Here is a 23,430-nt window from a genome sequence, read left to right on the forward strand (position 1 = left end):
CATCCCAAACAAAAAAGCTCCTGCGTTGAAATCAACGCAGGAGCTTTTTTGCGCATTTAGGCGGGCTGGAAATACTCTTCCAACCGCAGACAAGTCGCCTTAGTCGGGTCGGAGAACACTTCAAGAGCTCGGATCAGTGCCGCCGCAGTGTCAATGCTCGTCACACAAGGAACGCCCGTCTCAATACACGCTCGTCGAATCCTTGCAGCCTCACTCTCACTGGTCTCATTAAGACCAGGAGTGTTGATCATAAGACTGACCTTCCCAGTCATGATCGCATCCAGAATGTTCGGAGACCCCGCCTGAATCTTATTCACCGACTCACAAGCGATTCCCGCATCGTTCAATGACTTCGCCGTACCAGGCGTCGCCGCGATCTGGTAGCCGTTCGCAAGCAGCTTCTCAGCAATGTCGATCGCCATCGGTTTGTCCTCATTTCGGACCGTGATCATCACAACCCCATCGCCCTTGAACACAATGTGGCTGGCAACCATCGCCTTGTACAGAGCACCTTCAAATGTCCGGTCAATCCCGAGGATTTCGCCCGTACTCTTCATCTCAGGCCCAAGACTTGGCTCAACCTTTCCAAGCTTCTGGAAGCTAAAGACAGGCGCCTTGATCGCATACAGAATCGGAGTCGGAAGCTGCGCACTGCCATCCTCAAACTGTGACTCAGGGATAATGGAAGTCTTCTCGCCACCCTGCAGGCACCAAAGGCCACTGCTGTAACCCAAATCCTTCAGCTTCTTGCCCATCATGCAGCGAGTGGCAAGGTCCACCATCGGAACCCGCGTCACCTTGCTGAGATAAGGCACCGTTCGGCTCGCACGAGGGTTCACCTCAAGCACATATGCCAACGGCTTCCCATCAGGGCCGTCCGCAATCACGAACTGGATGTTCATCAGGCCCTTAACTCCAAGCGCTCGCGCAATCTTGCAGGCGCTCAGAACCATCTGAGACTGGATGTCCAAACTCAGAGATACCGGTGGGTAAACCGCCATCGAGTCGCCACTGTGAACGCCTGCGCGCTCAATGTGCTCCATGATGCCCGGCACCAATGTGTCCTCTCCATCGGAGATAACATCAACCTCAGCTTCCTTGCCCAACAGGTACTTATCAACAAGCACAGGCTGACCAGGATTCGCAGACTCTGCCTCACTGTAAAACCGGTTGAGATGGTCTTCGCTGAAAACGATCTCCATCGCTCGGCCACCCAGAACAAAGCTCGGTCGAACCAGCACCGGATAGCCAACATTAGCCGCGACAACTCTCGCTTCCTCTAAAGAACGAACCGCCTTGCCTTTAGGACGAGGAATGTTCAAACTCTCAAGAAGGGCATCAAACTGCTCGCGGTCTTCAGCCTGAGCAATCGCCTTGGGCGAAGTACCCAAAACAGCAATTCCACGATCCTCAAGCCCCTCAGCCAAGTTGATCGCCGTCTGTCCACCAAACTGACACACAACTCCAATGGGCTTTTCGTGAGCGACCACGTCAAGAACATCTTCAAGGGTTACAGGCTCGAAATACAGACCGTCACCCGTGTCAAAGTCGGTACTGACAGTCTCGGGATTGTTGTTCACGATGATCGGGCGGTATCCCAATTCTCGCAGGGACCACACACAGTGAACACAAGAGTAATCGAACTCTATTCCCTGGCCGATACGAATTGGGCCGGAGCCAAGGACGAGCACAGTTTCAGACATTCTAAGATAGAATTGTGGCTCATTTCGAGCCGCCCGTGCACGGTTAGCAGAAGCCTTTACTGAAACAAACCTGCGTCGGTTTCTCGAAGCACGGAGTGAAACAACCGATTGAGCTCCGTAAACGACTCCGTTCGATCCACCTGGCTAGGCTCAAACAACTCCAACCTTTCCAGCTCAGTCCGGATGAAAGCATCAACACTCGGAACCGGCGCAGCAAGCCCCATCTCTTCCAAGCCGCGCTTCAATTCAAGCAACTCCAGGACGTCAGAGTAAAGCCCCTCTTGATCCTCGATCAAATGCAACAGCTTTCCAAACTCAATCGGAGCAACAGAGCCGTAACGCTCCAGCCACATGACACTCAGCAAGGGACGAAGCACATAGAAATACTTCTTGATCCGCACCATGTCCTGCTGCAGATACTCCCGGAAGTTCGTCTTCGCCATGCTGCGGTAGTGATAAATTCCCTTATCGAGTGAATACACACCCGGCAAGAGATTCCGCACTCCCTCGGCAAAACAGCCTCGATTCAGATAGGTAATCGGTGACTGAATCCACTCGACAAACCCGGGGTTCGATTTCCAAAACAGCCCAAGCGCTTTCCGAATGTCCCAGCCGTTCAAGTCGATGTCATCGACAATCTCATACTCAATGACATCCCGCCGATACTCAAGATCCACCGACAGGTACCACTCAGCGGGCCTCACATAAATGAAGCGCACGTCATAGTCACTGTTCGGTGATTCAAACCCCCAAGCGCGACTGCCCGACTCAATCGCGAAGAGAATGCGCACACCGTGCTCTTGCTCGCAGGCAGCAAGGCGGCGCATTATCTCGCTTCGAACGTCGGGCGGAATCATCGCTTAAGCGCGGACAGTGATCGCGTCGTCTTCCTGCTCAAAGGTCCCGTAGTAGTAAGGCGTCTGAGACTCAAACTCACCCGCACAGGTATCGACCATCTTGAACACCGGCATCACCTTCAGATGCGCAATCGTATGAGCGCAGAAGATCTTGGCCACCGTAGCGCCATTCGTCTTGTCGTACTTACTCCAAAACGCCTGCGCATCCGGGTTGCTGCTCGTCGCGGAAGCCGCGATCTGCATCCAGCCAGCCTGATTCTCTGGCTGAAGACTCGCACCCAGCTTCGCAAGCGGCTCATAAGAAGCACCCTCGACACCGTACAGTGCCTTCAGACCGTTCTTCAACTCCAAGTCGATACCAACAATCGACTCGATGCTCGGCGAAGAGAATCCCAGCAGAAACGCTTCTTCAATCAGACTCGCCATCGCTTCCCCGTCATCAGCAAGTGATGACACATGGGTCAGCTTGAGCTCTGTAGCAATCAACGTCTTGATCTTGCGCAAGAACCATCGATCCACGCGGCTGATGCGGTTGATCTCATCCACATCCCATCCGCGTCGCAAACCTTCTGCAAGCGCCCAAAGACGCTCGTCCGTAGGCTTCCCGATCGCGCTTCTCAGCCCCTCGTCGTCCATCGCCTGGAAACCAACATGGCGCAGGTCTTTCTGCTTCACTTCCAACCCACGAATCGCCTTCATGAGGGCAGCTTCGAAAGATCGGTCGATCGCCATCACCTCACCCGTCGCCTTCATCTGTGTGAAGAGCGACCGGTCACCACTGGCGAACTTATCGAAAGGCCAGCGAGGGATCTTGACGATGCAGTAGTCAAGTGCAGGCTCAAAGCAAGCCTTCGTGCTACCCGTGACCTGGTTCTCAATCTGGTCAAGCGTCAACCCAACCGCGATCTTCGCAGCAACTCGTGCGATGGGATACCCCGTCGCCTTGGATGCCAGAGCGGAGGATCGTGACACACGGGGGTTCACTTCGATGATGTAGTAATCGAAGCTCTCCGGATTCACCGCGAGCTGCACGTTACATCCACCCTCGATTCCAAGTGCTTGGATGATCTTCAGCGAAGCCGTGCGGAGCATGTGATACTCCAAGTCGCTCAAGGTCTGCGATGGAGCCACAACGATGGAGTCACCTGTATGGACGCCCATAGGGTCCAGGTTCTCCATGTTACAAACCGTAATACAGTTCCCAGCAGAGTCGCGCATGACTTCATACTCGACCTCTTTCCAGCCGAGCAAAGACCGCTCTACCATCAACTGAGAACGCATGGAAAGCTTGAGCCCTTTCCGCCCAGTCTCCCACAGTTCTTCGCGGGTGTTCGCAATTCCACCACCCGTACCACCCAACGTGTACGCAGGGCGGATGATGCAAGGATAAGGGACGACATCCATAATCGCCTCCAACTCCTGCTCATTGGTAATGATCCAACTCTCGGGTACAGGCTCTTTGATCTCGCGCATCAAGTTGCGGAAGCTCTCGCGATCTTCAGCCTTCTTAATGGCGCTCAGAGGAGTTCCAAGAACCTTGAGGTTGTATTTCTCTAGGATGCCGGCGTCTTGCAACTGGGTAGCCAAGTTCAGACCGGTCTGTCCGCCTAGGGTCGGAAGGAGCGCATCGGGCCGCTCACGGATGATAACTCGCTCACAGAAATCGACGTTGAGCGGTTCAATATAGAGTGCGTCGCTAACCCCAGGATCGGTCATGATCGTGGCTGGGTTGCTGTTGATTAAAACTACTTCGTGGCCTTCTTCTTTCAAGCTTTTGCAAGCTTGCGTGCCAGCGTAGTCAAATTCGGCCGCCTGGCCAATAACGATGGGACCGGAGCCGATAACGAGGACCTTCATTCTCGAATGTTTATTGTGACAGGTATTGGGAACTCTTAGTTAAGATAAACTCGTCTTCTGTCTGATAGAGGCAACTCCGGCGCAATTACTAGTTGTTGCGTGTCATTTGCCTGTATCCCTTCTTTGCGGTCCTGCTGTTGCCGATTGTTTGATTAAGGAGTTTTTTTTGGGAATGCGTTGTACTTTAATAATCGGAGCCTTGGTTGTTGCAGGGGGCGTATCACACGCACAGTCCTTTCCTGGTCTCCAACACCAAGCCCAAACATCCGGCACTAAAGCGACCAATTCGCTTGTTGGAAATGCAGCGACACCCGAAAAGAACGCAGACACCGGCCCCGTGCTTCCGGCACCGAAGCCACAATCCAGCCCGACGGTGAGCCAGTCGACAAGTGAAGCACCTATCCAGGAAACGAAGAGCTCTTCCAGCGAGATTGGAGTGATCGTGGGGTCGTCCGCCGTTTTGGTTCTGGTCGGACTCGGTACATTTTGGTTTGTACGCTCCAAGAAGATCGGAGCGTACAACTCAACGGTCGCCTAAGCGACTGTTACTTCTTACCAACAAGCGCCATCTGCTCCACGAATTCCGTGAAGTAAGGGCGTGAATCCCAAGGGCCAGGAGCGGCCTCTGGGTGGTACTGGATGCTGCTGGCCTGCTCAGCCTTGATCCGGATACCTTCAACTGTCTCATCGTTCAGATTGATCTGTGTGACTTCGGCACCGGTACCCACCAGGGAGTTCGGATCAATCGCATAACCGTGGTTCTGGGAGGTAATCGTTACCTTTCCAGTCAGAAGATCTTTCACCGGGTGGTTCGAGCCACGGTGTCCAAACTTCAGCTTATAGGTCTCGCCGCCAATCGCATGGCAAAGTAGCTGGTTACCCAAGCAGATGCCAAACATCGGCCTCTTACCAATCAGCCCCCGCACGGTCTCAACCACAGGCTCAAGCCGAGCAGGGTCGCCAGGTCCAGGGGAGAGTAAGATGCCGTCTGGCTTCCAAGACAGTATCTCCTCGGCACTTGTAGTTGCAGGGAAAACGATGGGCTGGCAGCCTGCTTTGTAGAAACGTCGGAGAATGTTGTACTTGAGACCGCAGTCGATTACAGCAAGTTTCAACCTTCCAGCCTCGCCAGGTTCGCCAATGGACTCGCGCCCCTCTCTGCCCCACTTGTACGCCGTCTTGGTGCTGACGTCCATCACGAAGTCGGTTTCATCGTAAGACTTAGCAGCCTGCAAACGTGCCTTGCCCGCTTCCAAGTCATCCGCGATGACACCCATGGTCACGCCCGCACTTCGGATGTGCTTGGTGATCGCTCGTGTGTCTAGCCCCTGAATGGCGACGGTTCCCCGCTCTTCAAGTAGCTGATGGATGGATTTAGTAGCCCGCCAGTTGGATGGAATCTCGCAGGCCTCGCGAACGATGAACCCGGTCGGCTGGATTCGATCCGACTCAAAATCGTCGTCGTTAATGCCGTAGTTGCCGATGAGAGGATAGGTGAGCAGGACAATCTGACCTGCATAGCTTGGATCTGTGAGGATCTCTTGGTACCCGGTCATGCCGGTGTTGAATACAACCTCACCGACTGTTTCTCCCGAGGCTCCAAGGGGCTTGCCCTCGTAGACCATACCGTCACTAAGGATGAGGAATCGCTTCAATCTAAGTTAAAAAGATACCGTCAAGAGCGTTCCATTTGCTTGAGTTTCGCCAACACAAGCTACTTGTTTTGAGGTTTTCAACTGATTCAACGCAGATCGAGCGGGACATCGAAATACCATAAGCCCGTATCGTATTCAGCTTCAAAAACACGCGATTCACTAAGAAAAAGTGAGTTTTTCTGTTTAAGAAGGACCCAAATGGTTGCCAAACCAAAAAATACGGCGGTACAGTCCAAATATCGGTGATTCACGTCAATTCATGACAAATCACCCAACAAACCAATGGAACACGACAGTAAAACCCAACCCCCGAGTTGCACCATGTGCATCTTTGGCAAGGCTGACCGAAAACGTCGTTTCCGAACCTAATCTCTGATTAGGAGTCCCTCCTGAGGGCGTTCGGAAACAGCTGTTTCCGAACGCCTTTTCGTTTCTGGGTTCATCCCCTACGGATGAACACGACCGAAAAACAGGAGGTAAGAACATGCGCGCATGGACTCTGCCACGCATCCAACTGGCCAACCTTTTCGTCGTGGGCAAAGTCGCCCCAGCCACCAAGCAGGAAGTGAAGACCGCCTGCCAACCCTTTTTTGAGACCACTCCATTTCCAAAGACTGGAGGAATCGCTGCCCTGCTCCGCGATGCTGAGGAAGCAACCCAAACACAGGAGAACCTACTATGACCACGATCCAATCCGCCGCCCTCGCCCTCATCCTGTCTTGCTCTCCTCTGGCCATCTCCCAAACCGAGAGCAAGGCACCTGAGCCCCAGATCTCGATCCTGGGGCAAGCAACTTTTATTCAACAGCAGCTCTTCCCTTTCAAGAGCCCTTACGCTGGAACCAATAGCCTTCCCTCCCGCCAGGAAGGTGCGCTCTCACAAACCTACACGCTCTATATCGGCAAGCGAGTGACGCCTAACTTTGAGCTGTATTTGAACCCAGAAATGGCACGTGGGCAGGGGGTTGGCAATGCTATCGGACTTGCTGGATACACCAATGGCGAAGTCATTCGAAACCCATCGCTTGACGTGAGCCCTTACTTTGCAAGATACATGTTCCGCTGGAATATCAAGACCGGTGAAGGTGAAGAGAAGGTAGCCGAGGCCCCCAACCAGGTAGCGGGTACCCGACCTACCCATCGGATCACTATCACGGGTGGCAAGTTCGGTTCCAACGACATCTTTGATGTCAACACTTATGCCAATAGCAGCCGAACCCAGTTTGCCAACTGGGCACTCATCAACAACGCCGCCTATGACTACGCCGCCGACACGCGAGGCTATACACAAGGGCTTGCCATCGAGTGGGTGCAACCTACTTACACCCTCCGTTTAGGTTCATTTCAAATGCCCAAGGTAGCAAACGGTGAGGTGCTGGATGCGAACATCTCGTCTTCAAGAGGGGATCAACTCGAACTCGAAGTCCACCCCACCCTCGCCCACAAACTCGCACCATCTACCTTGCGGGTTCTTGGTTATCGAAACGAAGCACGTATGGGCAACTACCGAGATGCGCTGGCACATGCGGGCGGCGGTACCCCTGACATCACGGCTGTCCGCAAAGATGGGGCCATCAAGTATGGGTTCAGTGCCAGTTTTGAGCAGCCACTGAACGATGATGGGGACACCGGTCTCTTCGCGCGAGCCGCATGGAATGATGGGGCTACGGAGAGTTTTGCTTATACCGAGGCTGAGCAGAGCTTTAGCTTGGGATTGCAGATCAGCGGCAAGCGCTGGCACCGACCGGATGACCACTTCGCCATTGCACTTGCTCAAAACGGACTCTCGTCAGCTCATCGAGACTACTTGGCAGCGGGTGGACTTGGGTTCCTGTTGGGGGACGGCAAGCTCAACTACGGGCCAGAGCGGATATTGGAGTCTTACTACAACTACTCGGTGAAGAAGGGCATTACTGCTGGCCTTGACCTCCAACTGATCTCTAACCCCGGCTACAACAAAGACCGAGGTCCCGTGCCGGTAGCAGGGTTCCGCCTGCATTTCGAGTTCTGAAAGCCACCTGTTTGGTGGGGGCGTTTTTTCTCGTTTTTCGGAAATTTTTTGGGGATATTCGGTTTTCAGAGGTCGTTTGGGGGTGTTCCTTGGTTGGGATGTTACGGGACAGGTTTTTTGGGGGTGGGGCTTTGGGCTGGGTTTGAAGCTGGGGATGGGGTGGTTTTTGGGGGTTGGAGAGGGCGTGTTGGGTGAAAAATAGTACTAAAATTTGGTGTTTTTTGGGCGTTTTTTTGGGTTTTTCTTGGTTTTAGGGCGGTTTTGGGAGAGGAGTTTCGAGGGGGCTCACTGACATGGTTCTGGCCCGAGTCAGGAGTTCTTAACAGTCCTCACGAAAGAACCCGTTGTAAACTCCTTTCATGCCCAAAGGACTGGATACTGCTGTTGACACGACCGACTATGCTGCGGACATTGCTGAACAGGGGTTTGAGTTTGTGGTGCGGTACTACCGGTCGCAGGCGAGCTCTTATCCGCACCTGACGCGGAAGGAGGCACAGGCGCTTACTGATGCGGGGCTTTATATCGTCACCGTGTACGAAGGCGCTTCGGATCATCGGTCGTACTTCACGGCTCAGCAAGGGGTTCATGATGCTAAGATCGCGTGTTTGCAGGCTCAGGCAGCTGGACAGCCTTCCACGTCGCCGATCTATTTTGCGGTGGACTACGATGCGCCTCTTTCCCATCTGGTCCACTCGATCAAGCCTTACTTCGACGCGATTGCTGACTTCCTAGACGCTTCCACGGACACGCCGCTGTATCACGTTGGTGTGTACGGATCGGGCCTCACTTGTCAGTGGCTTTCCGAGAACGCGGCCTACCTGGACTACACCTGGCTTGCGGTTTCCTCTGGGTGGGCTGGTCATGATTACAGCAGTTGGAACATGAAGCAGACTTCGGTGACTCACGTGCTTGGTCTGGATGTTGATATCGACATCAGCAATGGAAACGCTGGCGGCTGGCAACTATCCTCGTCTTGATCCGGTAAAACTCCACCATGCGAGTGCTTTTCATTGGTGGGACTGGGATTATCAGCTCGGCCTGTTCCCCGCTTGCCTTGGAGTCGGGGATTGAACTGTATCTGCTCAACCGGGGCAAGTCGCACCGTGGAACGCCGCCGGGAGCGCATGTTGTTGAAGCCGACATCAATGACGTTGAAGCCACCCAGAAGGCGCTGGGTGACCTCAAGTTCGATGGGGTTGTTAACTGGATTGCTTATTCACCTGGTCAGATCGAACGAGACATTGAGTTGTTTAAGAACCGAACCCAGCAGTACGTGTTCATCAGCTCGGCCTCGGCTTATCAGACTCCTCCGTCGATACTTCCTGTGACCGAGTCCACTGTGCTCGACAACCCTTACTGGGAATACTCGCGCAACAAAATCGCTTGTGAAGAGGTGCTGGTGAGGGCATACCGCGAACACAAGTTCCCTTACACCATCGTCCGGCCCTCGCATACTTACGACAAGACGCTGCTGCCCTTTGATGGTGGCTACACGATTGTTGATCGAATGCGGAAGGGGTTGCCCGTGGTGGTTCCTGGTGACGGCACTTCCATTTGGGTCCTCACTCACCACAAGGATTTCGCCAAGGGCTTTGTGCCGCTCCTGGGTAATAGCCACGCGATTGGGGAGGCGTTTCACATTACGAGCGATGAGTGGCTTACTTGGAACCAGATCTTCGACCTCGTGGCCTCGGCTGCAGGGACGGTGGCCACGAAGGTCCACGTCCCTTCGCTGGCTATTGCCAAGATGTTCCCCGATTGGGGTCCAGGACTTCTGGGCGACAAGAGCAACAGCATGATGTTTGATAACTCTAAGGTCAAGAAACTTGTGCCATCTTTCCAGTGCGACATTCCATTCTCACGGGGCGCCGAGGAGATCATGAGTTGGTACGATGCCGACCCTACTCGACAGAAGGTCGATGAAAAGATGAACGAGCGGCAAGAAGCGCTTATTGCTCGATTTGGTTAAAGGCGGACTCCAGCAGTTCAGCCGTATGCATCACCTGTACGTATTGGCCGTGCTCTCGCGCGGCCTGCGCGATCCAGGCGTGGCAGCCTGGGTTGCCTGTTGCCACCAGTAAAGCGTTTGTTTCCCGGATGTGTTGGTACTTCCTTTCCAGCAGTTGCCTTGCGAGTACCGGCTGGGTGACGTTGTAGATTCCGGCGCTGCCGCAGCATGTGTCGGCTTCGGGGAGTTCGACGTAGTCGATGCCTGGGATCGCTTTGATGAGTTCTCGGGGTTCGTTTCGGATCTTCTGTCCGTGGGCTAGGTGGCAGGCGTCGTGGTAGGTGACTCGTTGGGTGATGCCTGGAGCTTTGGCGAGTTGTTCTGGTAAGCCGTTTTGGAGGAGGAACTCGGAGAGGTCGAAGACTCTGCTTGAGAAATCAATCACCCCTGGCATCTGAAATTGGTTTCCAAGCTCCTTCATTGTCGAACCGCAACCGGCGGAATTGACCACGAATGGCAGCCCTCTAGCCGTGCTTGCCACGAGTTCAATACCCATCATTCGCGCTTCGCCGCCATGACCGTTGTGTGCGTGGAGAGCCCCACAACACCCCTTCAGTTCCTTAACGGTGTAGCCAACTCGCCTGAGCAGACGCTTGCTCGCCTCGTTGACTCGCTTGTAGAGGACGCTCATGGCGCAGCCCTCCAGGAAGTACACCTCCCCTTTTACAGGCGGAAGTTGGGTTTCATCCCATTTGGGCAGCTGGCCTCTTTGTGGGATCGGCTTGTCCGCTTCTGGTGCCTGTCCGCTCAACATTTTTGAGAGCACGCCTGGCACGCGCTGGCCTGGAAGCAAGCCGCTCAGCTTCAGTAGGGCGGGCGTTGTCGTGGTCTTGAGGAGTAGCGACTTTGCAAGCTGCCCCTTTTCATCTTCTAGCTTATCCCTTGCCATCTCCAGGATCAGCCCGTACTCCACTCCGCTGGGACAGGCTGTCTCGCATGCTCGGCAACCCAAGCACCTGTCCAGCGACTCCCGAACATCTTCTTGCCACTTTAACTTCCCTTCTTCGGCCGACCGCACCAGGTAGATGCGGCCTCGTGGGGAGTCTGTTTCGCTGGCGGTGGTGGTGAAGGTTGGGCATGCCTCCAAGCAGAAGCCGCAGCGGATGCAGTGGGTTGTCAGTTCGAGAATGTCTTTCAAAAGATCCCCATCTCCCCAGGATTGAGCTTGCGGGTTGGGTCGAAGATGTCCTTTGCTCGGGTCATGTACTTGATCAGTGTGGGGTCGGTGATTTGGAGGTTCTTTTCTCCGCAACCTCGACGCAGGACCCAGTCGCCTGGGTACCGCTGTAAGTCTTGATCTGGTGGTACGTGGCACCAAAGAGCGTTGGATGCTTGGTCCGCTACAAACAAGCTATCTCCGGCTCGCCGAACAGCATCTTCAAACTCATGGTCCGCTACACGTTGAATCCAGTTATAGCTCCGATCCTGGTCATGAATTGGTATCTCAGATTTGAGAGGTTTTTGACGTTCGTCCAGTGGCCAAGTTTTGAGGCTCACTTCGACGATGACCCCGTAGGTTCCTCTTGATGCTGTGAACAGATCGCCTAGGTCATACCCCTCAAAGCGATCCTCCACAATGCGACCGTCCGCCAATGCGACCCGCATCCCAACTATCCAATCGCGCCAGGACCCAAACCGGGATGCAAATCCGTTCGGTAGATTCAGGAGGATTGAATCCCCGATAGAGATTGGGGTTGCTCGCACAAATCCCCTACATAGATTCCCATCTCTGTTTCGAACTGGACCGAAGCAGATGTGAGTACACAGCGGTAACCAACGCTGATGCACTTTCAGAAAATGTTCGAGGTCACCATACGTGGTGCCTGCCCGAACGACAACTACATGGTCGTCCGGGCGAAAATCGATCACATCCTTGAACTTACGGAAGCTTATATTGGTACCGACTTCAATGATCGATTCTTCCTCTAGCGTCTCCTCTACAGTGGGCCGAGAACGTCGTTTCCAAGCTCGGGATTGCTGAGTATCAAACACTTGCCTGAGCTGATTTGGGAAAGAAAATCCTTCAAACTCACCCATCAAGAATGGTCCCTCTTCCTGGAGCAGCTGCGATATTTCGTCGACGGTCGTGGGATAGACCTTTTTCAACTCAGTTACTGTCTTCAAAAGATCCCCATCTCCCCAGGATTGAGCTTGCGGGTTGGGTCGAAGATGTCTTTTGCCCTGGTCATGTACTTGATTAGTGTGGGGTCGGTGATTTGGAGGTTTCTCGCTCCGACGTCCCGTCGAATCAACCAGTCACCTGGGTATCTCGGGAGGTCGATTTCGTGCGGGACGTGACACCAAAGAGTGCCCGTCAGCTGATCAGCTCCCACGATCCACTGCTCCGCGCGCGAGACTGCTTCGGGAAGATCGCTTAGCGCCACTCGTTGAACCAAGTTTGAGCCCTCATACAGTTTGACCGCTGGCCCCGGAACCACGCTGTGCCACGGGACAGCACTGATTGGGAGGGTCTTCAAAATGAGTTCCACCACGACTCCAAGAGTTCCGCGTGAGCCGATCATCAGCTTCTGAACGTCGTACCCTGCGACGTTCTTCACGGCTCTGCTTCCACACTTCACCACAGTCCCGTCCGCCCTCACCACCGTCATCCCAAGCACCCAGTCGCGCCAGGTTCCACACTGAGCTTCTAAGCCATGCGGTAGGTTCAGCAGGATCGCGTCAGACAGCCGACTGGGATAGCTTGAGACGAACTCCGCTACATCGGTCGGGTTCTCTTCGAGGTGGAAGTAACCCAACAAAGGAAGGCACTGGCCCACCTTTTTGAGTTCGAGTTGGAGGTCATGAATCTTAGTTCCGCCACGAACTACCACCACTTGGTCTGCCACATCGTGCTCGATCACTCCGGCTAGATTCTTGAGAGTTAAAAACGTGCCTGACATCGGCTCAGAAAAGTCTGGATCCTCCGTGCCCTTCTGCAAAAACGCATCGTAAAGCTGAGGCTCCATCTCGCGAACCTGTCGGCCCGCATCGCGATTCGCAGCCGCACGTAAGTCCGTCGGCAACGAGAATCCTTTAAAGGCACCGAATACGATTGGCCCCTCTTCTCTGAGCAAATCTGATATCTCCTGCACGCTGGCAGGATGAACTTTACGAAGGTCCGGCTCTACCATGCTGCCCCTCGCCAACGTTTCTTGTGCTCTACGCATGACTTCTGGTTGGGCAGAACCTTGCAGGGGTTGCAGAGCGTTCCATCGTTGAAGATTCGCTTTGCGTCGGCTTGGAAGCGGAGGTCTTCTTCGGAGAACATGAGGGACATGAGGTCGATCTTTTCGACACCCACGCCGTGCTCTCCTGTGACGCTTCCGCCAAGCGCGATGCAGCGGCGCATCAGTTCCTCACCGGCCTCTACCACCTGCTCCACCTGATGTGGGTCGCGGTCGTCGAAGTAGAAGCAGGGGTGGAGGTTGCCGTCTCCGGCATGGAACATGTTGGCGATGCCGAGTCCTCTTCGGGCGGCGACTTCGTAGACGTAGTCCAGCATCTCGGGCAGTTTGGAGCGGGGGATGACTCCGTCGTGAGTGACGATGCTGGGAGCTAGGCGTCCCATGGCACCTACGCTCTTCTTTCGGACCATCCAGAGCCGTGCGCGCTCTGCTTCGTCTCGCGCTGTTTGGATTTCGAGGGCACCGTTCTTCCGGCTCACTTGGTGTACGACTTCCATCTCGGCGGCCACCTTGCCGATTGGGTCTTCGCAGGCGGCAGTGTCGCACTCCACCAAGAGCATGGCTTCCGTCCCAGGCTGAAAAGTGAAGTTGAAGGCAGCTTTCACGGCGACTAAGATGCCCTTGTCCATGATCTCAAGGGCCGCGGGGATGGTGCCTGCTGCGATGATGTCGGCTACCGTTTGGGTGGCGTCGCGGACGCTTGCGAAGGAGATGAGGGCTGTTTGAACCTCCACAGGAAGTGGCGTGAGCTTGACCCAAGCCTCGGTTACCACGCCGAGCGTCCCCTCGCCGCCGACTATCAGGCCCACGAGGTCGAAGCCTGGTCCACCCGCCACTTTGCCGCCCAGGGTCACGATCTCGCCCGCAGGGTCCACCATGGTGACGCCCAACACGTGCTGCACGGTGACGCCGTACTTGAGGGTGTGCGGCCCGCCCGCATTCTCGGCGATGTTTCCGCCGAGGGTGGAGACTGATTGGGAGGAAGGATCGGGCGCGAAGTGGAGGCCGTGCTGTTTTACGGCGTCGCTCAGCTTCTTGTTGACCGTCCCCGCTTGGGCCAGCAGGCAGCGATTGACCCGGTCGATCTCTAAGATCTCGGTCATGCGCTTTGAGGAGATCACCACTCCGCCAAGCGCGGGCATGGTCCCACCACTTAGACCTGTGCCTGCTCCGCGAGCGGTGAACGGGACACTCCGTTGGTTGCACCAGCGCACCACCTTGGCAACCTCAGCTGTGTCCTTGGGTAATACCACCGCATCTGGCGAACTGCGGTCTACGGTGTACGCATCGCAATCGTACGCCCGCGAGACCGCATCCCCGCTCAGCACATTGTCTGCGCCGAGCAGGTCTCTTAACTCCTGCACCCTCCTATCTCGATCTGCCATGCTGGTCCCTGCACTATATCCTAGACCAGCAGTGGGAACGAGGGGCTACTCGGTGTAGCTGAGGGCCCGCTTTTCCATCCGGTAAAGGTCGCCGTCTGGAATGAACGCGTTGCACCAGTCCATCTCGCCGCCGTATACGTGCAGCGTGACTGCTGGGCGATCGGTGTCGGCGTTCTCGATGGTGTGGTAGTCGAACGGAGGAATGAGGGTTCCGGCTTCGCCCACACCGGCATAGACTTCCTGCTCCTTTTCGAAGCGGAACTTGCCATCGATCTCATCGTCTAGCGAGTAGCTCTTGACTAGGATTCGGCCTCGGTAGACGCACTCTACGCACCACATACCGGCGTGATCGTGAAGGGCTGTTCCTTGGCCGACACCCCACACCATGGCTAGCACGCTGTAGCGATCTTGGGGGTCTTTGTGGACCAGGCGGCGGGCGTATTTGTCTGGGGCAGGCTGCAAGAACTCGGCGGGGATGAACTCGCCTTCGGAAGCGATGATCTCTTCTAGCGTTCGTTTAACGGCTTTGCAACAGCCCGTGGTGGTCTGCTTTTCAACGGCTTCATCCAGGAGTTGGATGAGCTTGGAAAGACTGGCGGCGGAGGTGGTGGTGGACATAGTTTGAACCTTTGAATTAGATAGTGCGGGCGATGTAGAGAGCAAAAACGGAGATGAAGAGCCAGAGGATCATGCCTTCTAGCATGGGCCGGAAGCCGACTGCTTTGAGGGTCTTTCGGGTGAGGCTTGAGCCGATGAGGAACAGCGAGAGTGCGAAGCCCGCCGTTGCGACATGCTTGGCGAGTGGCACCGCAGTGGTCGTGATATCCTTGGGCAGGAGGCCGTGAACTACGGAGGCCAGGAGGAACAGGCCCACGAACCAGGGCACTGGGACCTTCTTCTGTTCGGAACGTGACTTCCAGGCTCCGATCAGTGTGGCTGGAACTAGGTACAGCACCCGAGATAGCTTTACTGCGCTGGCCGTGGCGAGGGCTGCCCCACCAAATGCGCTGGCAGCACCTACCACGCTCGATACGTCGTGGATGGCGATGCCTGCCCAGGTTCCAAACTGGGCATCTGTGAGACCAAGTGCGTGACCAATCGGTGGGAAGATGATTAGTCCTACGCCGTTGAGCAAGAACACGGTGCCGACTGCGACCGTTACATCCTCCTGGGGAGCATCGATGACGGTGGACATGGCGGCGATGGCTGAGCCTCCGCAGATGGCGGTTCCTGTGGAAACCAGTAGGCTGGTCACTGGCCGGACTTTGAGCCAGCGAGCGAGCAGCGCCCCGAGTCCGAATACCAAAGCGATGGATACGCTTGAGAGCAGAATGCCTTTGCTGCCGGCCTTGAGGACTTCGGAAATCTCTAACGAGAAGCCGAGCAGAATGACGGCGAGCTGAAGAAGCACCTTGCTCGCTTTTTTGGAATCTGCGGGATAGGGGTTCCCGATGGTTAGGCCGAGGATTACGCCTGCGACCAGCGAGAGCGGAGCGATGAACGCCTCGGAGCCCTTCGGGATGGGAAACAGTGGGGCCATGCAAAGAGCGGCGAGGGTGAAGAACGCCACTCGATTGACTGAACTTTCCCGCACTGTTATTGCGCTCATAGTGAAACAATACAGCCTCGCCAGCCATAACAGATAATCATTCTGATGATACGAGCTATAACTAACAGTAATGATCGAACTTAGACACTGGCGTGCGTATATGGTCACTGCGGAGGAGGGGAACATTTCTGCTGCGGCTGATCGACTCTCTGTAAGTCAGCCCGCCTTGTCTAAGCAGATCTCAGAACTTGAGCGCGAGTTGGGGGTGCAACTGTTTGAGCGGCAGGCTCGTGGAGTTGTGCTCACCGCTTCCGGTAGGTATCTGCTGACCTACTCCAAGCGGGTTTGCGCTGCTGTGGATGAGGCGGAGCGGGAGAGTGCGGACCTGCGTGGCCTTCGTAAGGGGCGCATCCTCGTCGCGGCAAGTACATCCATTGCGGACTACCTCCTGCCTACTGGGATCGCGCTGTTTGCTGCTCGCTACCCTGGTATTTCGGTGGTGCTGCGTGTGGGAAACACTCGGGAGATCGCCCGGATGGTGTCGGAGGACGAGTGTGAACTGGGGTTGGTGGAAGGTCCGGCTCATTATATGGAGCTGGACGCGAGACCGTTTTATGAGGATGAGCTGGTGGTGATTGCGCCGCCTGGACATCCGTTGCTCGCCAAGAGCCAGGTCTCGGCGAGCGATGTTCTCTCCTACGGGTTCGTTATGCGCGAACAGGGTTCGGGAACCCGTGGAGTATTTGAAAACAGCGTATCTAGCAAAGGCTTCTCCATTGTACAAGTGGCAGAGCTGGGCTCTACCGAAGCAGTTAAACGAGCCGTCCACTTGGGACTCGGGCTTGGTGTGGCCTCTCGGCTTACCATTGGCGACGAGCTACGTGAGGGCAGGCTTGTTGAAGTAAAACTTTCGGACATGACTCTCCGCCGTCCGCTGAGCCGCCTTATCCGAAATGGACGAGGGACGGGGCGTGTGTACCGGGCCTTTATGTCCGCTCTGGAGGACTCCCTTTTGACGGAAGCCTCCTTCGCGGGCTTTGCTCTCCCTCACGGGGTGGAAAGTAACTGGGACCCTGTGATCTAATCGAGTGCCAACCCGATCACGAAGGACCCAGCGTAAGATTTGCCATCGGCTGACGGCTTGATGTTTAGTTTCAGGTGCGACCCAACGGGCGTGCCATCTGCTTGTCGCGCGGAGTAGATGCCGTCTTGCGAGTTCTTCATGTACCGTTTGTTGTGGTCTTTGTATGCCTCGTTCTCGTACACCTTGTCGGAGTGGGCTTCATCGAAGAAGAACTGCGAGGTGAACTCGTGGGTGGTCTCTCCGTCCTTTGAGAAAGTGCGGACCTTGAAGTGGATATGAACGGCTCTCCCGAAATAGCAGCCGGGATAGATGGTTTTGAACTTTACTGCGCCGTTCTTGTCGGTCACTTGGTAGCCGCGTAGGAATTTTTGACCGCCTGTGCTGATGTCTTGGCCTGGCTGGTTGTCTTCGTCTGAGTAAACGCCGACCGTGTCGCAGTGCCAGATGTCTACGTGGGCTCCGCTGAGCGGTTTGCCTTTGCCATCGCGGATGTCTAGCACCTTTACGTTGAGAAGCAACGGTAGGCCACGGGTTACTTCGTCTCGGTTGCAGTCGGTGGTGAGGTCGGACCGATTGAGTTTTTCATCGACAAAGAACGGCCCTTCTGTGACTTGTGGTGTGGCGATGAGATCTGCTTTGTGTTGGGTGCCTTGGCCGAATGCCGGGCCGCCTAGAGCCATGGTTAGGCCCGCGCTCCCGGCGAGCGCCATCACTTCGCGCCGAGTGAGAATCCGCCCTACCATTTCGTCGTCGTTGTCGAGATCTGTTTCGTGAATGTCCTTCATGGTTCTCCCTGCCTGATGAACTCACTCTACACCTCAAATCTGTGGATCAAATGAAGATCTTGTATTCACAAAAAAAGCCTGGAGTACGAGGACTCCAGGCTAACTTAGCGACCGTGGACTTGATTACTTCTTGCGTCGTCTTGCGAGAGCTACGAGGCCTGCTCCGATTGCGCAGAGGCTGGCTGGCTCTGGGACTGGGTTTGCGACGGGAGTGGTTCCCTGGAATGCGTACCAGTGGAACTCGCCGCCGTTCTTCTGAGTGGCGCCATTGGCGATGGTGTAGCCGTTGATGTTTCCACCGTCTAGGTTCAGAGCGGCATCGGGAGCGAGCACGCTACCCAGAACGCCCATGCTTGCGATGTCGAGGGTGTTGGCCTGGTAGAAGTTGAACAGCACGTGGGTCTGGTCGATTCCGTGCAGTGCCATGCCGTAGTGCATGCTTGCAGCTGTTCCTGGGATGTTGATGACCACGGTTGAGCCTGAAGGAGCTGTGATCTGGTGGTCGGACGCGTTTGCCCAATCCGTTGCCTGCGACAAGCTCAAGTTGAACACGTTCAGGTTGGCGTTGCTGCCGGTGAGGGTAGCTGTGCTGTACTGTGCGAGGAACGTTCCGTTGTTGGTCAACGATGCGAGGTTGCTGGACTGAGCTTTGTAGTAGGTCTTCAGCGGTGCAAAGTTGATGGGTGTTGCAGGGTGGTCGAGGTGACCGTACTGGAACGAGAGACCTGCTCCGCTTACGGTGCCGCCGACAGCTGCGTTGCCGCTGAAGACTTGCCAGTTGCTGCTGGTCTGGAGGTTGCCGCCTACTACGAATGCGTACTTGGTGGTGTCTTTTGCGACGCGGTCTGCGACGCTGTAGGAGTTGTAGTCTCGGAAGTTGCCACCAACAGCCAGGCGACCCTCGCTGTCTCCGCCGTAGGCGTTGAGGTTGCCGAAGATGACTGCGTTATAGTCGGCTGTAGGTGCAAAAAGGTTGCCGGATGCGGACGCTGGCACAGTGAGTGCGCCAAGAGCGAGAACCGCTATCAGGCTGCGTGAACTAAGTCCCATAACCTTATTGAACCTGTTGGATTGATGCTTCATGTCTCTTGAGACATCAAGAATCGTGCCAATAACACGGTTAACCGGTACTTGTTACAGGGGCTTTCGTTTTAGAACCTCGTATTTAAAGGTGGCAAGTGCTGGTCTGGGCTTGCCATTGGTGTCGCTCAGGCCCAGCGTGCCTAGAAAAGCCGTGAACTGAGGGTCGGCTGAGCCGTAGTAGGTCTCGAAGACTTTGAGCATTGCTGGGGAGAAATCGGTTTGCATGAAGTAGGAGGCGAGTGGGATTCGGGCGGAGAACCGGTCGAGCTGGCCAAAGACGGCGTGCACGAATTCGGACTGTTTCTGATCGCTGCCACCGTTGAGCGGCGACGCGGGGTAGCCGATCTCTTGCAGGATGAGGGGGCGCGAGCCGGCGGTGGCCATCATGAAATCGAAGTGGGAGGGGACCTTGTCGATGTCTAGGACGTGGAACCCTTCCATGGGATAGTAGGTGAAGATCGTGACGTCCATTCCGTCTTGGAGCTTCTTGGCCACATCTGGACTCTTGATGCTGTCGAGACAGGTTACGGTGACGCCTACCAAGATGTCTGGGCGCGCTTTGTGGATTACCTCGCGGCTGTGAGCTAGGTAGGTGATGTAGCTCTCCACTTCGTCGGGATGCTGTCGGAAGTAGGCGTCGACTTCGTTGCCCAGGCTCACCCATCGGACGTTCTTGCCGAACTGCTCGCAGGCTTTGCTGAGGAACTCGTCGGAGCGTTTCCACATCTCGGCGTCGGTCCAGGCTTTTTGGAGGACGTCGGCAGGTTGGCGGCGTCTTAGGGTGTCGATGCTGGAGAAATTGACCATCACGTCCTGGCCCATCAGCTTGGCGGCATTGAGACCATCTACTAGGGGCTTTCCGCCTTGTGACTCATACTCGTCCCACTTGAGGCTGATCACGCCGCCGTCGAGGCCCATGCGTATCTGTTGGCGCATTGCGCCGATGAAGTCTTCCTCTACCGCACCATCTTTTACGCTGAGGCATAGACCCACCTTGGGGGTTGAGAGAGGGACTGTTAGAGCAAGACACAGAGCAGCAAACATGGACATAGCAACAGGGTTACACAGCTCTTATCAGAACTCAAGGTCCCAGGTCTGGATGTGGGACCTTGTGCTTAAGGTGTAAAATGCATCTTCCTTATCTCTGTGGATATTGCACCGAGATGGGTTTTTAGGAGAAGAACATTATGGGATTACTAGAGAAGCGAAAGATTAAAGAGCTGGTTGACACGACCCTCCCCGAGAGAACTGCGGAGCTCAAAGAGATCACTGGAGCGGAGTTGAGCTACGAAATCGACTGGACCAGCTTTGACGATGACCTCGAAGCGCTCAACTTTATGGACAATCTGTCCTGTCACCGCACCAACATGGCGCTGAGGACCATCTGCATTGATGAACTCGGTAAAGAAGCCATCCAGGAAGGTCTCAAACTGATACGCCTTCAGAATGTGAAGGACAAGTCTGACATGAAGATCGGATTTGAGAATGGCGTTCTTGAGATGCACTGCGCCTATGCATTGCGCACAGATGGCATGTACTCGGACAACGAGATCCGAGAAACACTTCTCAAAGGTCTGTAGGTCCACTTCATGACCTTAGAGACCTCTCGACTGCTTCAGGCAGCCGAGCGTAACCTCACCGCAGAAGCCCTCGTTCAACTCGAACGAGGGGCGGATACTTTGGCGCGAGACGAGTTCGGCTTCTCGCCACTGTTTTGGGCTGCGAAGCATGGCAACGGGGTCCTGCTGGAAGCTCTGTTGCAGCACCCGGCGGATCTTGAGCTGACCGATAAAAAGGGACTCACTTCCCTCTTGTGGGCTGCCAAGAACGGATCGCTTCCATGCGTAACTGCTTTGCTGAAAGCAGGTGCCAATGCGTTTCATGAGGACCAGTTGGGACGTACAGCGCTGCACTATGCGGCATCGATAGGCTGCCAACCAGTTGTCGAGGTGTTGCTCCTGGCCGGCGTGTCTCCTGATATGCAAGATAAGAACGGCGACACCGCTCTTACTCTCGCCTTTGCTGGCGCGTACTACGATCTCGGGTTCTATCTTGCGGAGTTCGGTTGTTCCATCCATCATGCGGGGAGCTTGGGTCGCACTCCGCTGATTATGGTGGCGATGAATCCTCGGTCTTCCGCTCGCCTCAAGACAGTCCGAATGCTCCTAAAACGTGGTGCTCAGCCGAACGCAGCTGATGCCGCCGGGAATACCCCTCTTTTGCTGGCGGCTAGGAGTGGAGACAATGCACTGATCCGACTTCTTTTGGCGAACGGAGCACTACTCGAGGTCGAAGATGCGCAGGGGCAAACAGCCACTCACTGGGCTTGCCGAGGCGGACACGGCTCGACTCTCAAACTGCTTATCTCGTCTGGCGCCGATGTCGATAAGACTGACCACTGGGGCGGGACGCCTCTCCATCACACCGTCAGAAGTCCCAAATCTACGGTCCTCAAGATCCTGTTGGAGGCCGGAGCCGACCCCAATATAAGAGACTCTAAGGGGCTCAGCCCGTTACAGAACGCTGTCCAGCGAAGCGACCTTGAATGTGTCGATCAGTTGCTTCGATACGGAGCCGATATTAACTTGACCAGTGCCAGAGGCGATACTCCTCTCGACTACTGTCTCGGTTGTCGAATGCATACCATGGCCTATGAGCTTCTGAAGCGCGGTGCTATGGGCAGCGTCTCGGTGGCGGATTCGATGGGTGTGGATGTTGAGAAGCTCAACACCCCGGACGAAAGTGGGATCCTCCCGATCCAGAAAGCTCTTGTGCATGGGCAGATCAGCGAGATCCATTTACTGGTCCATCTTGGTTCGAATGTGGATCTGGCCGATCGCTATGGGACAACCCCTCTCATGCACGCTGCCCAGAGTTATCGGGACGGCTTTTTAGAAGCTCTGCTTCAGTACCATCCGGCACTCGAACTGCGCGACGATAATGGCTCAACCGCTCTAGCCCATGCGGTTAAGGGCCAACGAATCGAACGGGTCCGAGCGCTCCTCGAAGCGGGGGCGTACCCATGGACCTTCGACCGCGAGGGGCTTCGGCCCTCTGCATACGCCAAAGCCGCTGCGCTCACCTCGATGGAGCGGCTTCTGAAGAAGTACGAGAAGCAACACGGGCCACCTCCGACCGACGACCGACTTGAGACGCTCAATCCATCCGGTGCAAACGACCGGTTTGACGCGGCGTTGAGAGGCGACATCGCCGGCACGGTTCGCGATGGTCATCGAATAGAAGAGCGCAACATGAACGGAGCAACATGCCTGATATTTGCTGCTGCTGCTGGACACGTTCAGCTCGTCGAGGCGCTCTTGAGGGCTGGGGCCAGCCCTCTCACCCAAGACTGGTTCGGCAAAACCGCCCTCGACTGGGCATGCACGCACCGATGCAGTGAGGTGATCGATCTACTAAGGGGTGTCATGAATATTGCTCCTCCGGAGGAAAGAATCTACTTGGGCGACATCTGGCCGCCAGAGTATCGATAGAAGCCAATCCGACGCTTGTCACGCCCTTGTCACGGTGCCCTACGAAACTCTCTTTCGTGTGGGAAAGCCACAGACAAGGGAGTTACGAGACATGCATTCACTCAAATATTTATTCGTTGGAACGATCGTTGCAGCCGCCATGGGAGCAAATGCTCAGGGATATCACACTCAGTACGATGTGACGCTGAACTATGGAAGTCCAGTCACCAACATCATGCTGTTGGAATCGAACATGAGCTTCAGCGCTCTCACTTGGGCGTTTAATGCCAGCGGCGAGGGAACGACGTCTATTTATAACCCATTCCCGACGGCCCAACCGACGGAATCGGCGTTGCTCGTTGGGATTGTCAAGGATCTCCCCAACGATGCACCTGGTCAGAAGCATGTGGTGTTGATGATGGACGACAACGCGGCTTCCCTTGTCAACCACATCGCCTGGGGAACTATCTTCCGCACGACGCAGGAAGAACAGCTTATTTCAGACATTGAATTGGCTACGTCTGGTCAGGATTGGCCCATCATCCAGCCCGGTCTCGACGGAGTGAACACGTTTGGTCAAGGCGAGTCAAAGACAATCCTTGGGCCGGGCGGGTTTACGAGTTCTGCTTGGTTCAACGTCGGCGGTAGTTTCAGTGTGATGGCGTTCTCCGATGGACAACTCATCGGCTCTGGGACGAGCTCGGTCACCTTCACTCCGGTTCCAGAACCTGCTTCCATGGGTGTGGTGGGACTTGGAATTGTTGCCCTGCTTCGCCGACGCAGTCGGAAATAAGCGCTC

At 55.4% G+C, this 23,430-nt stretch carries 20 protein-coding genes and 3 pseudogenes; 9 read left to right on the plus strand and 14 right to left on the minus strand.

The window, feature by feature from the left end; all coding sequences use genetic code 11:
• Positions 1-56 precede the first annotated feature (56 nt).
• The 3 genes and pseudogenes from carB (ACZ51B_RS02925) to carB (ACZ51B_RS02935) form a co-directional block, all read right to left on the minus strand.
• Positions 57-1,697: pseudogene (gene carB, locus ACZ51B_RS02925) on the minus strand (carbamoyl-phosphate synthase large subunit); the annotation flags it as partial.
• A 62-nt stretch (positions 1,698-1,759) separates the two neighbouring features.
• A complete protein-coding gene (locus ACZ51B_RS02930) occupies positions 1,760-2,560 on the minus strand; it encodes a nucleotidyltransferase domain-containing protein (protein ID WP_464295739.1) in 801 nt (266 codons plus the stop codon).
• 18 nt (positions 2,561-2,578) lie between these two features.
• Positions 2,579-4,417 (minus strand): annotated as a pseudogene (gene carB, locus ACZ51B_RS02935) (carbamoyl-phosphate synthase large subunit); the annotation flags it as partial.
• Between the two features lie 199 nt (positions 4,418-4,616).
• Between carB (ACZ51B_RS02935) and ACZ51B_RS02940 the strand changes: the two are divergent.
• Positions 4,617-4,955: an EGFR-like transmembrane domain-containing protein gene (locus ACZ51B_RS02940; RefSeq protein WP_464295740.1), complete on the plus strand. Its 339-nt coding sequence runs from the start codon at positions 4,617-4,619 to the stop codon at positions 4,953-4,955.
• A gap of 7 nt (positions 4,956-4,962) precedes the next feature.
• Here ACZ51B_RS02940 and carA read toward each other — a convergent pair whose 3' ends face one another.
• A complete protein-coding gene (carA, locus tag ACZ51B_RS02945) occupies positions 4,963-6,072 on the minus strand; it encodes a glutamine-hydrolyzing carbamoyl-phosphate synthase small subunit (protein ID WP_464295741.1) in 1,110 nt (369 codons plus the stop codon).
• 484 nt (positions 6,073-6,556) lie between these two features.
• Here carA and ACZ51B_RS02950 point away from each other — a divergent pair, with 484 nt between their 5' ends.
• The 4 genes from ACZ51B_RS02950 to ACZ51B_RS02965 all read left to right on the plus strand — a co-directional run bounded on the left by ACZ51B_RS02950 (position 6,557) and on the right by ACZ51B_RS02965 (position 10,051).
• Entirely contained in the window at positions 6,557-6,754 is a 198-nt protein-coding gene (locus ACZ51B_RS02950; RefSeq protein WP_464295742.1) for a hypothetical protein, read from the plus strand.
• On the plus strand, positions 6,751-8,082 hold the full coding sequence (locus ACZ51B_RS02955) for a carbohydrate porin (protein WP_464295743.1): 1,332 nt from the start codon (positions 6,751-6,753) through the stop codon (positions 8,080-8,082). The genes ACZ51B_RS02950 and ACZ51B_RS02955 overlap by 4 nt, the downstream gene beginning before the upstream one ends.
• 359 nt (positions 8,083-8,441) lie before the next feature.
• Entirely contained in the window at positions 8,442-9,059 is a 618-nt protein-coding gene (locus ACZ51B_RS02960; protein WP_464295744.1) for a DUF1906 domain-containing protein, read from the plus strand.
• Positions 9,060-9,076: 17 nt separating this feature from the next.
• A complete protein-coding gene (locus ACZ51B_RS02965) occupies positions 9,077-10,051 on the plus strand; it encodes an SDR family oxidoreductase (protein ID WP_464295745.1) in 975 nt (324 codons plus the stop codon).
• Here ACZ51B_RS02965 and ACZ51B_RS02970 read toward each other — a convergent pair.
• From ACZ51B_RS02970 to ACZ51B_RS03000, 7 genes and pseudogenes are all read right to left on the minus strand, one after another.
• Positions 10,032-11,228, minus strand: coding sequence for a (Fe-S)-binding protein (locus ACZ51B_RS02970; protein WP_464295746.1), 1,197 nt, complete (start codon positions 11,226-11,228; stop codon positions 10,032-10,034). The genes ACZ51B_RS02965 and ACZ51B_RS02970 overlap by 20 nt on opposite strands.
• Complete coding sequence (locus ACZ51B_RS02975) at positions 11,225-11,695, minus strand: hypothetical protein (RefSeq protein WP_464297212.1); 471 nt, start codon at positions 11,693-11,695, stop codon at positions 11,225-11,227. Before ACZ51B_RS02975 ends, ACZ51B_RS02970 begins: the two co-directional genes overlap by 4 nt.
• A gap of 219 nt (positions 11,696-11,914) precedes the next feature.
• Positions 11,915-12,127: pseudogene (locus tag ACZ51B_RS02980) on the minus strand (hypothetical protein); the annotation flags it as partial.
• A gap of 83 nt (positions 12,128-12,210) precedes the next feature.
• The gene (locus ACZ51B_RS02985) at positions 12,211-13,257 is read right to left on the minus strand and encodes an FAD-binding oxidoreductase (protein WP_464297213.1); all 1,047 of its coding nucleotides are present in this window, start codon (positions 13,255-13,257) and stop codon (positions 12,211-12,213) included.
• Entirely contained in the window at positions 13,215-14,660 is a 1,446-nt protein-coding gene (locus ACZ51B_RS02990; RefSeq protein WP_464295747.1) for an FAD-binding oxidoreductase, read from the minus strand. Before ACZ51B_RS02990 ends, ACZ51B_RS02985 begins: the two co-directional genes overlap by 43 nt.
• 45 nt (positions 14,661-14,705) lie before the next feature.
• Positions 14,706-15,278, minus strand: coding sequence for a cysteine dioxygenase family protein (locus tag ACZ51B_RS02995; RefSeq protein WP_464295748.1), 573 nt, complete (start codon positions 15,276-15,278; stop codon positions 14,706-14,708).
• A gap of 16 nt (positions 15,279-15,294) precedes the next feature.
• Positions 15,295-16,269 carry a YeiH family protein gene (locus tag ACZ51B_RS03000; protein WP_464295749.1) on the minus strand — a complete coding sequence of 325 codons (975 nt, stop codon included), beginning with the start codon at positions 16,267-16,269 and terminating at the stop codon, positions 15,295-15,297.
• Between the two features lie 70 nt (positions 16,270-16,339).
• Here ACZ51B_RS03000 and ACZ51B_RS03005 point away from each other — a divergent pair, with 70 nt between their 5' ends.
• Positions 16,340-17,293: a LysR family transcriptional regulator gene (locus tag ACZ51B_RS03005; RefSeq protein ID WP_464295750.1), complete on the plus strand. Its 954-nt coding sequence runs from the start codon at positions 16,340-16,342 to the stop codon at positions 17,291-17,293.
• Here ACZ51B_RS03005 and ACZ51B_RS03010 read toward each other — a convergent pair.
• The 3 genes from ACZ51B_RS03010 to ACZ51B_RS03020 all read right to left on the minus strand — a co-directional run bounded on the left by ACZ51B_RS03010 (position 17,290) and on the right by ACZ51B_RS03020 (position 20,211).
• Positions 17,290-18,078 (minus strand): intradiol ring-cleavage dioxygenase, encoded by a 789-nt coding sequence (locus tag ACZ51B_RS03010; protein WP_464295751.1) that lies wholly within the window; start codon positions 18,076-18,078, stop codon positions 17,290-17,292. The genes ACZ51B_RS03005 and ACZ51B_RS03010 overlap by 4 nt on opposite strands.
• A 123-nt stretch (positions 18,079-18,201) precedes the next feature.
• A complete protein-coding gene (locus tag ACZ51B_RS03015; RefSeq protein WP_464295752.1) occupies positions 18,202-19,128 on the minus strand; it encodes a choice-of-anchor A family protein in 927 nt (308 codons plus the stop codon).
• Between the two features lie 84 nt (positions 19,129-19,212).
• A complete protein-coding gene (locus ACZ51B_RS03020; protein WP_464295753.1) occupies positions 19,213-20,211 on the minus strand; it encodes a hypothetical protein in 999 nt (332 codons plus the stop codon).
• 137 nt (positions 20,212-20,348) lie between these two features.
• Here ACZ51B_RS03020 and ACZ51B_RS03025 point away from each other — a divergent pair, with 137 nt between their 5' ends.
• The 3 genes from ACZ51B_RS03025 to ACZ51B_RS03035 all read left to right on the plus strand — a co-directional run bounded on the left by ACZ51B_RS03025 (position 20,349) and on the right by ACZ51B_RS03035 (position 23,424).
• On the plus strand, positions 20,349-20,741 hold the full coding sequence (locus tag ACZ51B_RS03025; protein ID WP_464295754.1) for a hypothetical protein: 393 nt from the start codon (positions 20,349-20,351) through the stop codon (positions 20,739-20,741).
• Positions 20,742-20,750: 9 nt separating this feature from the next.
• Positions 20,751-22,652: an ankyrin repeat domain-containing protein gene (locus ACZ51B_RS03030; RefSeq protein WP_464295755.1), complete on the plus strand. Its 1,902-nt coding sequence runs from the start codon at positions 20,751-20,753 to the stop codon at positions 22,650-22,652.
• A gap of 91 nt (positions 22,653-22,743) precedes the next feature.
• Positions 22,744-23,424, plus strand: a complete 681-nt coding sequence (locus ACZ51B_RS03035; protein ID WP_464295756.1) for a PEP-CTERM sorting domain-containing protein — start codon at positions 22,744-22,746, stop codon at positions 23,422-23,424.
• Positions 23,425-23,430: the final 6 nt, after the last annotated feature.

This window comes from Fimbriimonas sp. LA-C6 (assembly GCF_055398105.1).

Coding starts and splice junctions, on each gene's coding strand:
- ACZ51B_RS02930 (WP_464295739.1), bottom strand. CDS start 2,560: ATGATTCCGCCCGACGTTCGAAGCGAGATAATGCGCCGCCTTGCTGCC.
- ACZ51B_RS02950 (WP_464295742.1), top strand. CDS start 6,557: ATGCGCGCATGGACTCTGCCACGCATCCAACTGGCCAACCTTTTCGTC.
- ACZ51B_RS02955 (WP_464295743.1), top strand. CDS start 6,751: ATGACCACGATCCAATCCGCCGCCCTCGCCCTCATCCTGTCTTGCTCT.
- ACZ51B_RS02960 (WP_464295744.1), top strand. CDS start 8,442: ATGCCCAAAGGACTGGATACTGCTGTTGACACGACCGACTATGCTGCG.
- ACZ51B_RS02965 (WP_464295745.1), top strand. CDS start 9,077: ATGCGAGTGCTTTTCATTGGTGGGACTGGGATTATCAGCTCGGCCTGT.
- ACZ51B_RS02975 (WP_464297212.1), bottom strand. CDS start 11,695: ATGCGGGTCGCATTGGCGGACGGTCGCATTGTGGAGGATCGCTTTGAG.
- ACZ51B_RS02985 (WP_464297213.1), bottom strand. CDS start 13,257: ATGCGTAGAGCACAAGAAACGTTGGCGAGGGGCAGCATGGTAGAGCCG.
- ACZ51B_RS02990 (WP_464295747.1), bottom strand. CDS start 14,660: ATGGCAGATCGAGATAGGAGGGTGCAGGAGTTAAGAGACCTGCTCGGC.
- ACZ51B_RS02995 (WP_464295748.1), bottom strand. CDS start 15,278: ATGTCCACCACCACCTCCGCCGCCAGTCTTTCCAAGCTCATCCAACTC.
- ACZ51B_RS03000 (WP_464295749.1), bottom strand. CDS start 16,269: ATGAGCGCAATAACAGTGCGGGAAAGTTCAGTCAATCGAGTGGCGTTC.
- ACZ51B_RS03005 (WP_464295750.1), top strand. CDS start 16,340: ATGATCGAACTTAGACACTGGCGTGCGTATATGGTCACTGCGGAGGAG.
- ACZ51B_RS03010 (WP_464295751.1), bottom strand. CDS start 18,078: ATGAAGGACATTCACGAAACAGATCTCGACAACGACGACGAAATGGTA.
- ACZ51B_RS03015 (WP_464295752.1), bottom strand. CDS start 19,128: ATGGGACTTAGTTCACGCAGCCTGATAGCGGTTCTCGCTCTTGGCGCA.
- ACZ51B_RS03020 (WP_464295753.1), bottom strand. CDS start 20,211: ATGTCCATGTTTGCTGCTCTGTGTCTTGCTCTAACAGTCCCTCTCTCA.
- ACZ51B_RS03025 (WP_464295754.1), top strand. CDS start 20,349: ATGGGATTACTAGAGAAGCGAAAGATTAAAGAGCTGGTTGACACGACC.
- ACZ51B_RS03030 (WP_464295755.1), top strand. CDS start 20,751: ATGACCTTAGAGACCTCTCGACTGCTTCAGGCAGCCGAGCGTAACCTC.
- ACZ51B_RS03035 (WP_464295756.1), top strand. CDS start 22,744: ATGCATTCACTCAAATATTTATTCGTTGGAACGATCGTTGCAGCCGCC.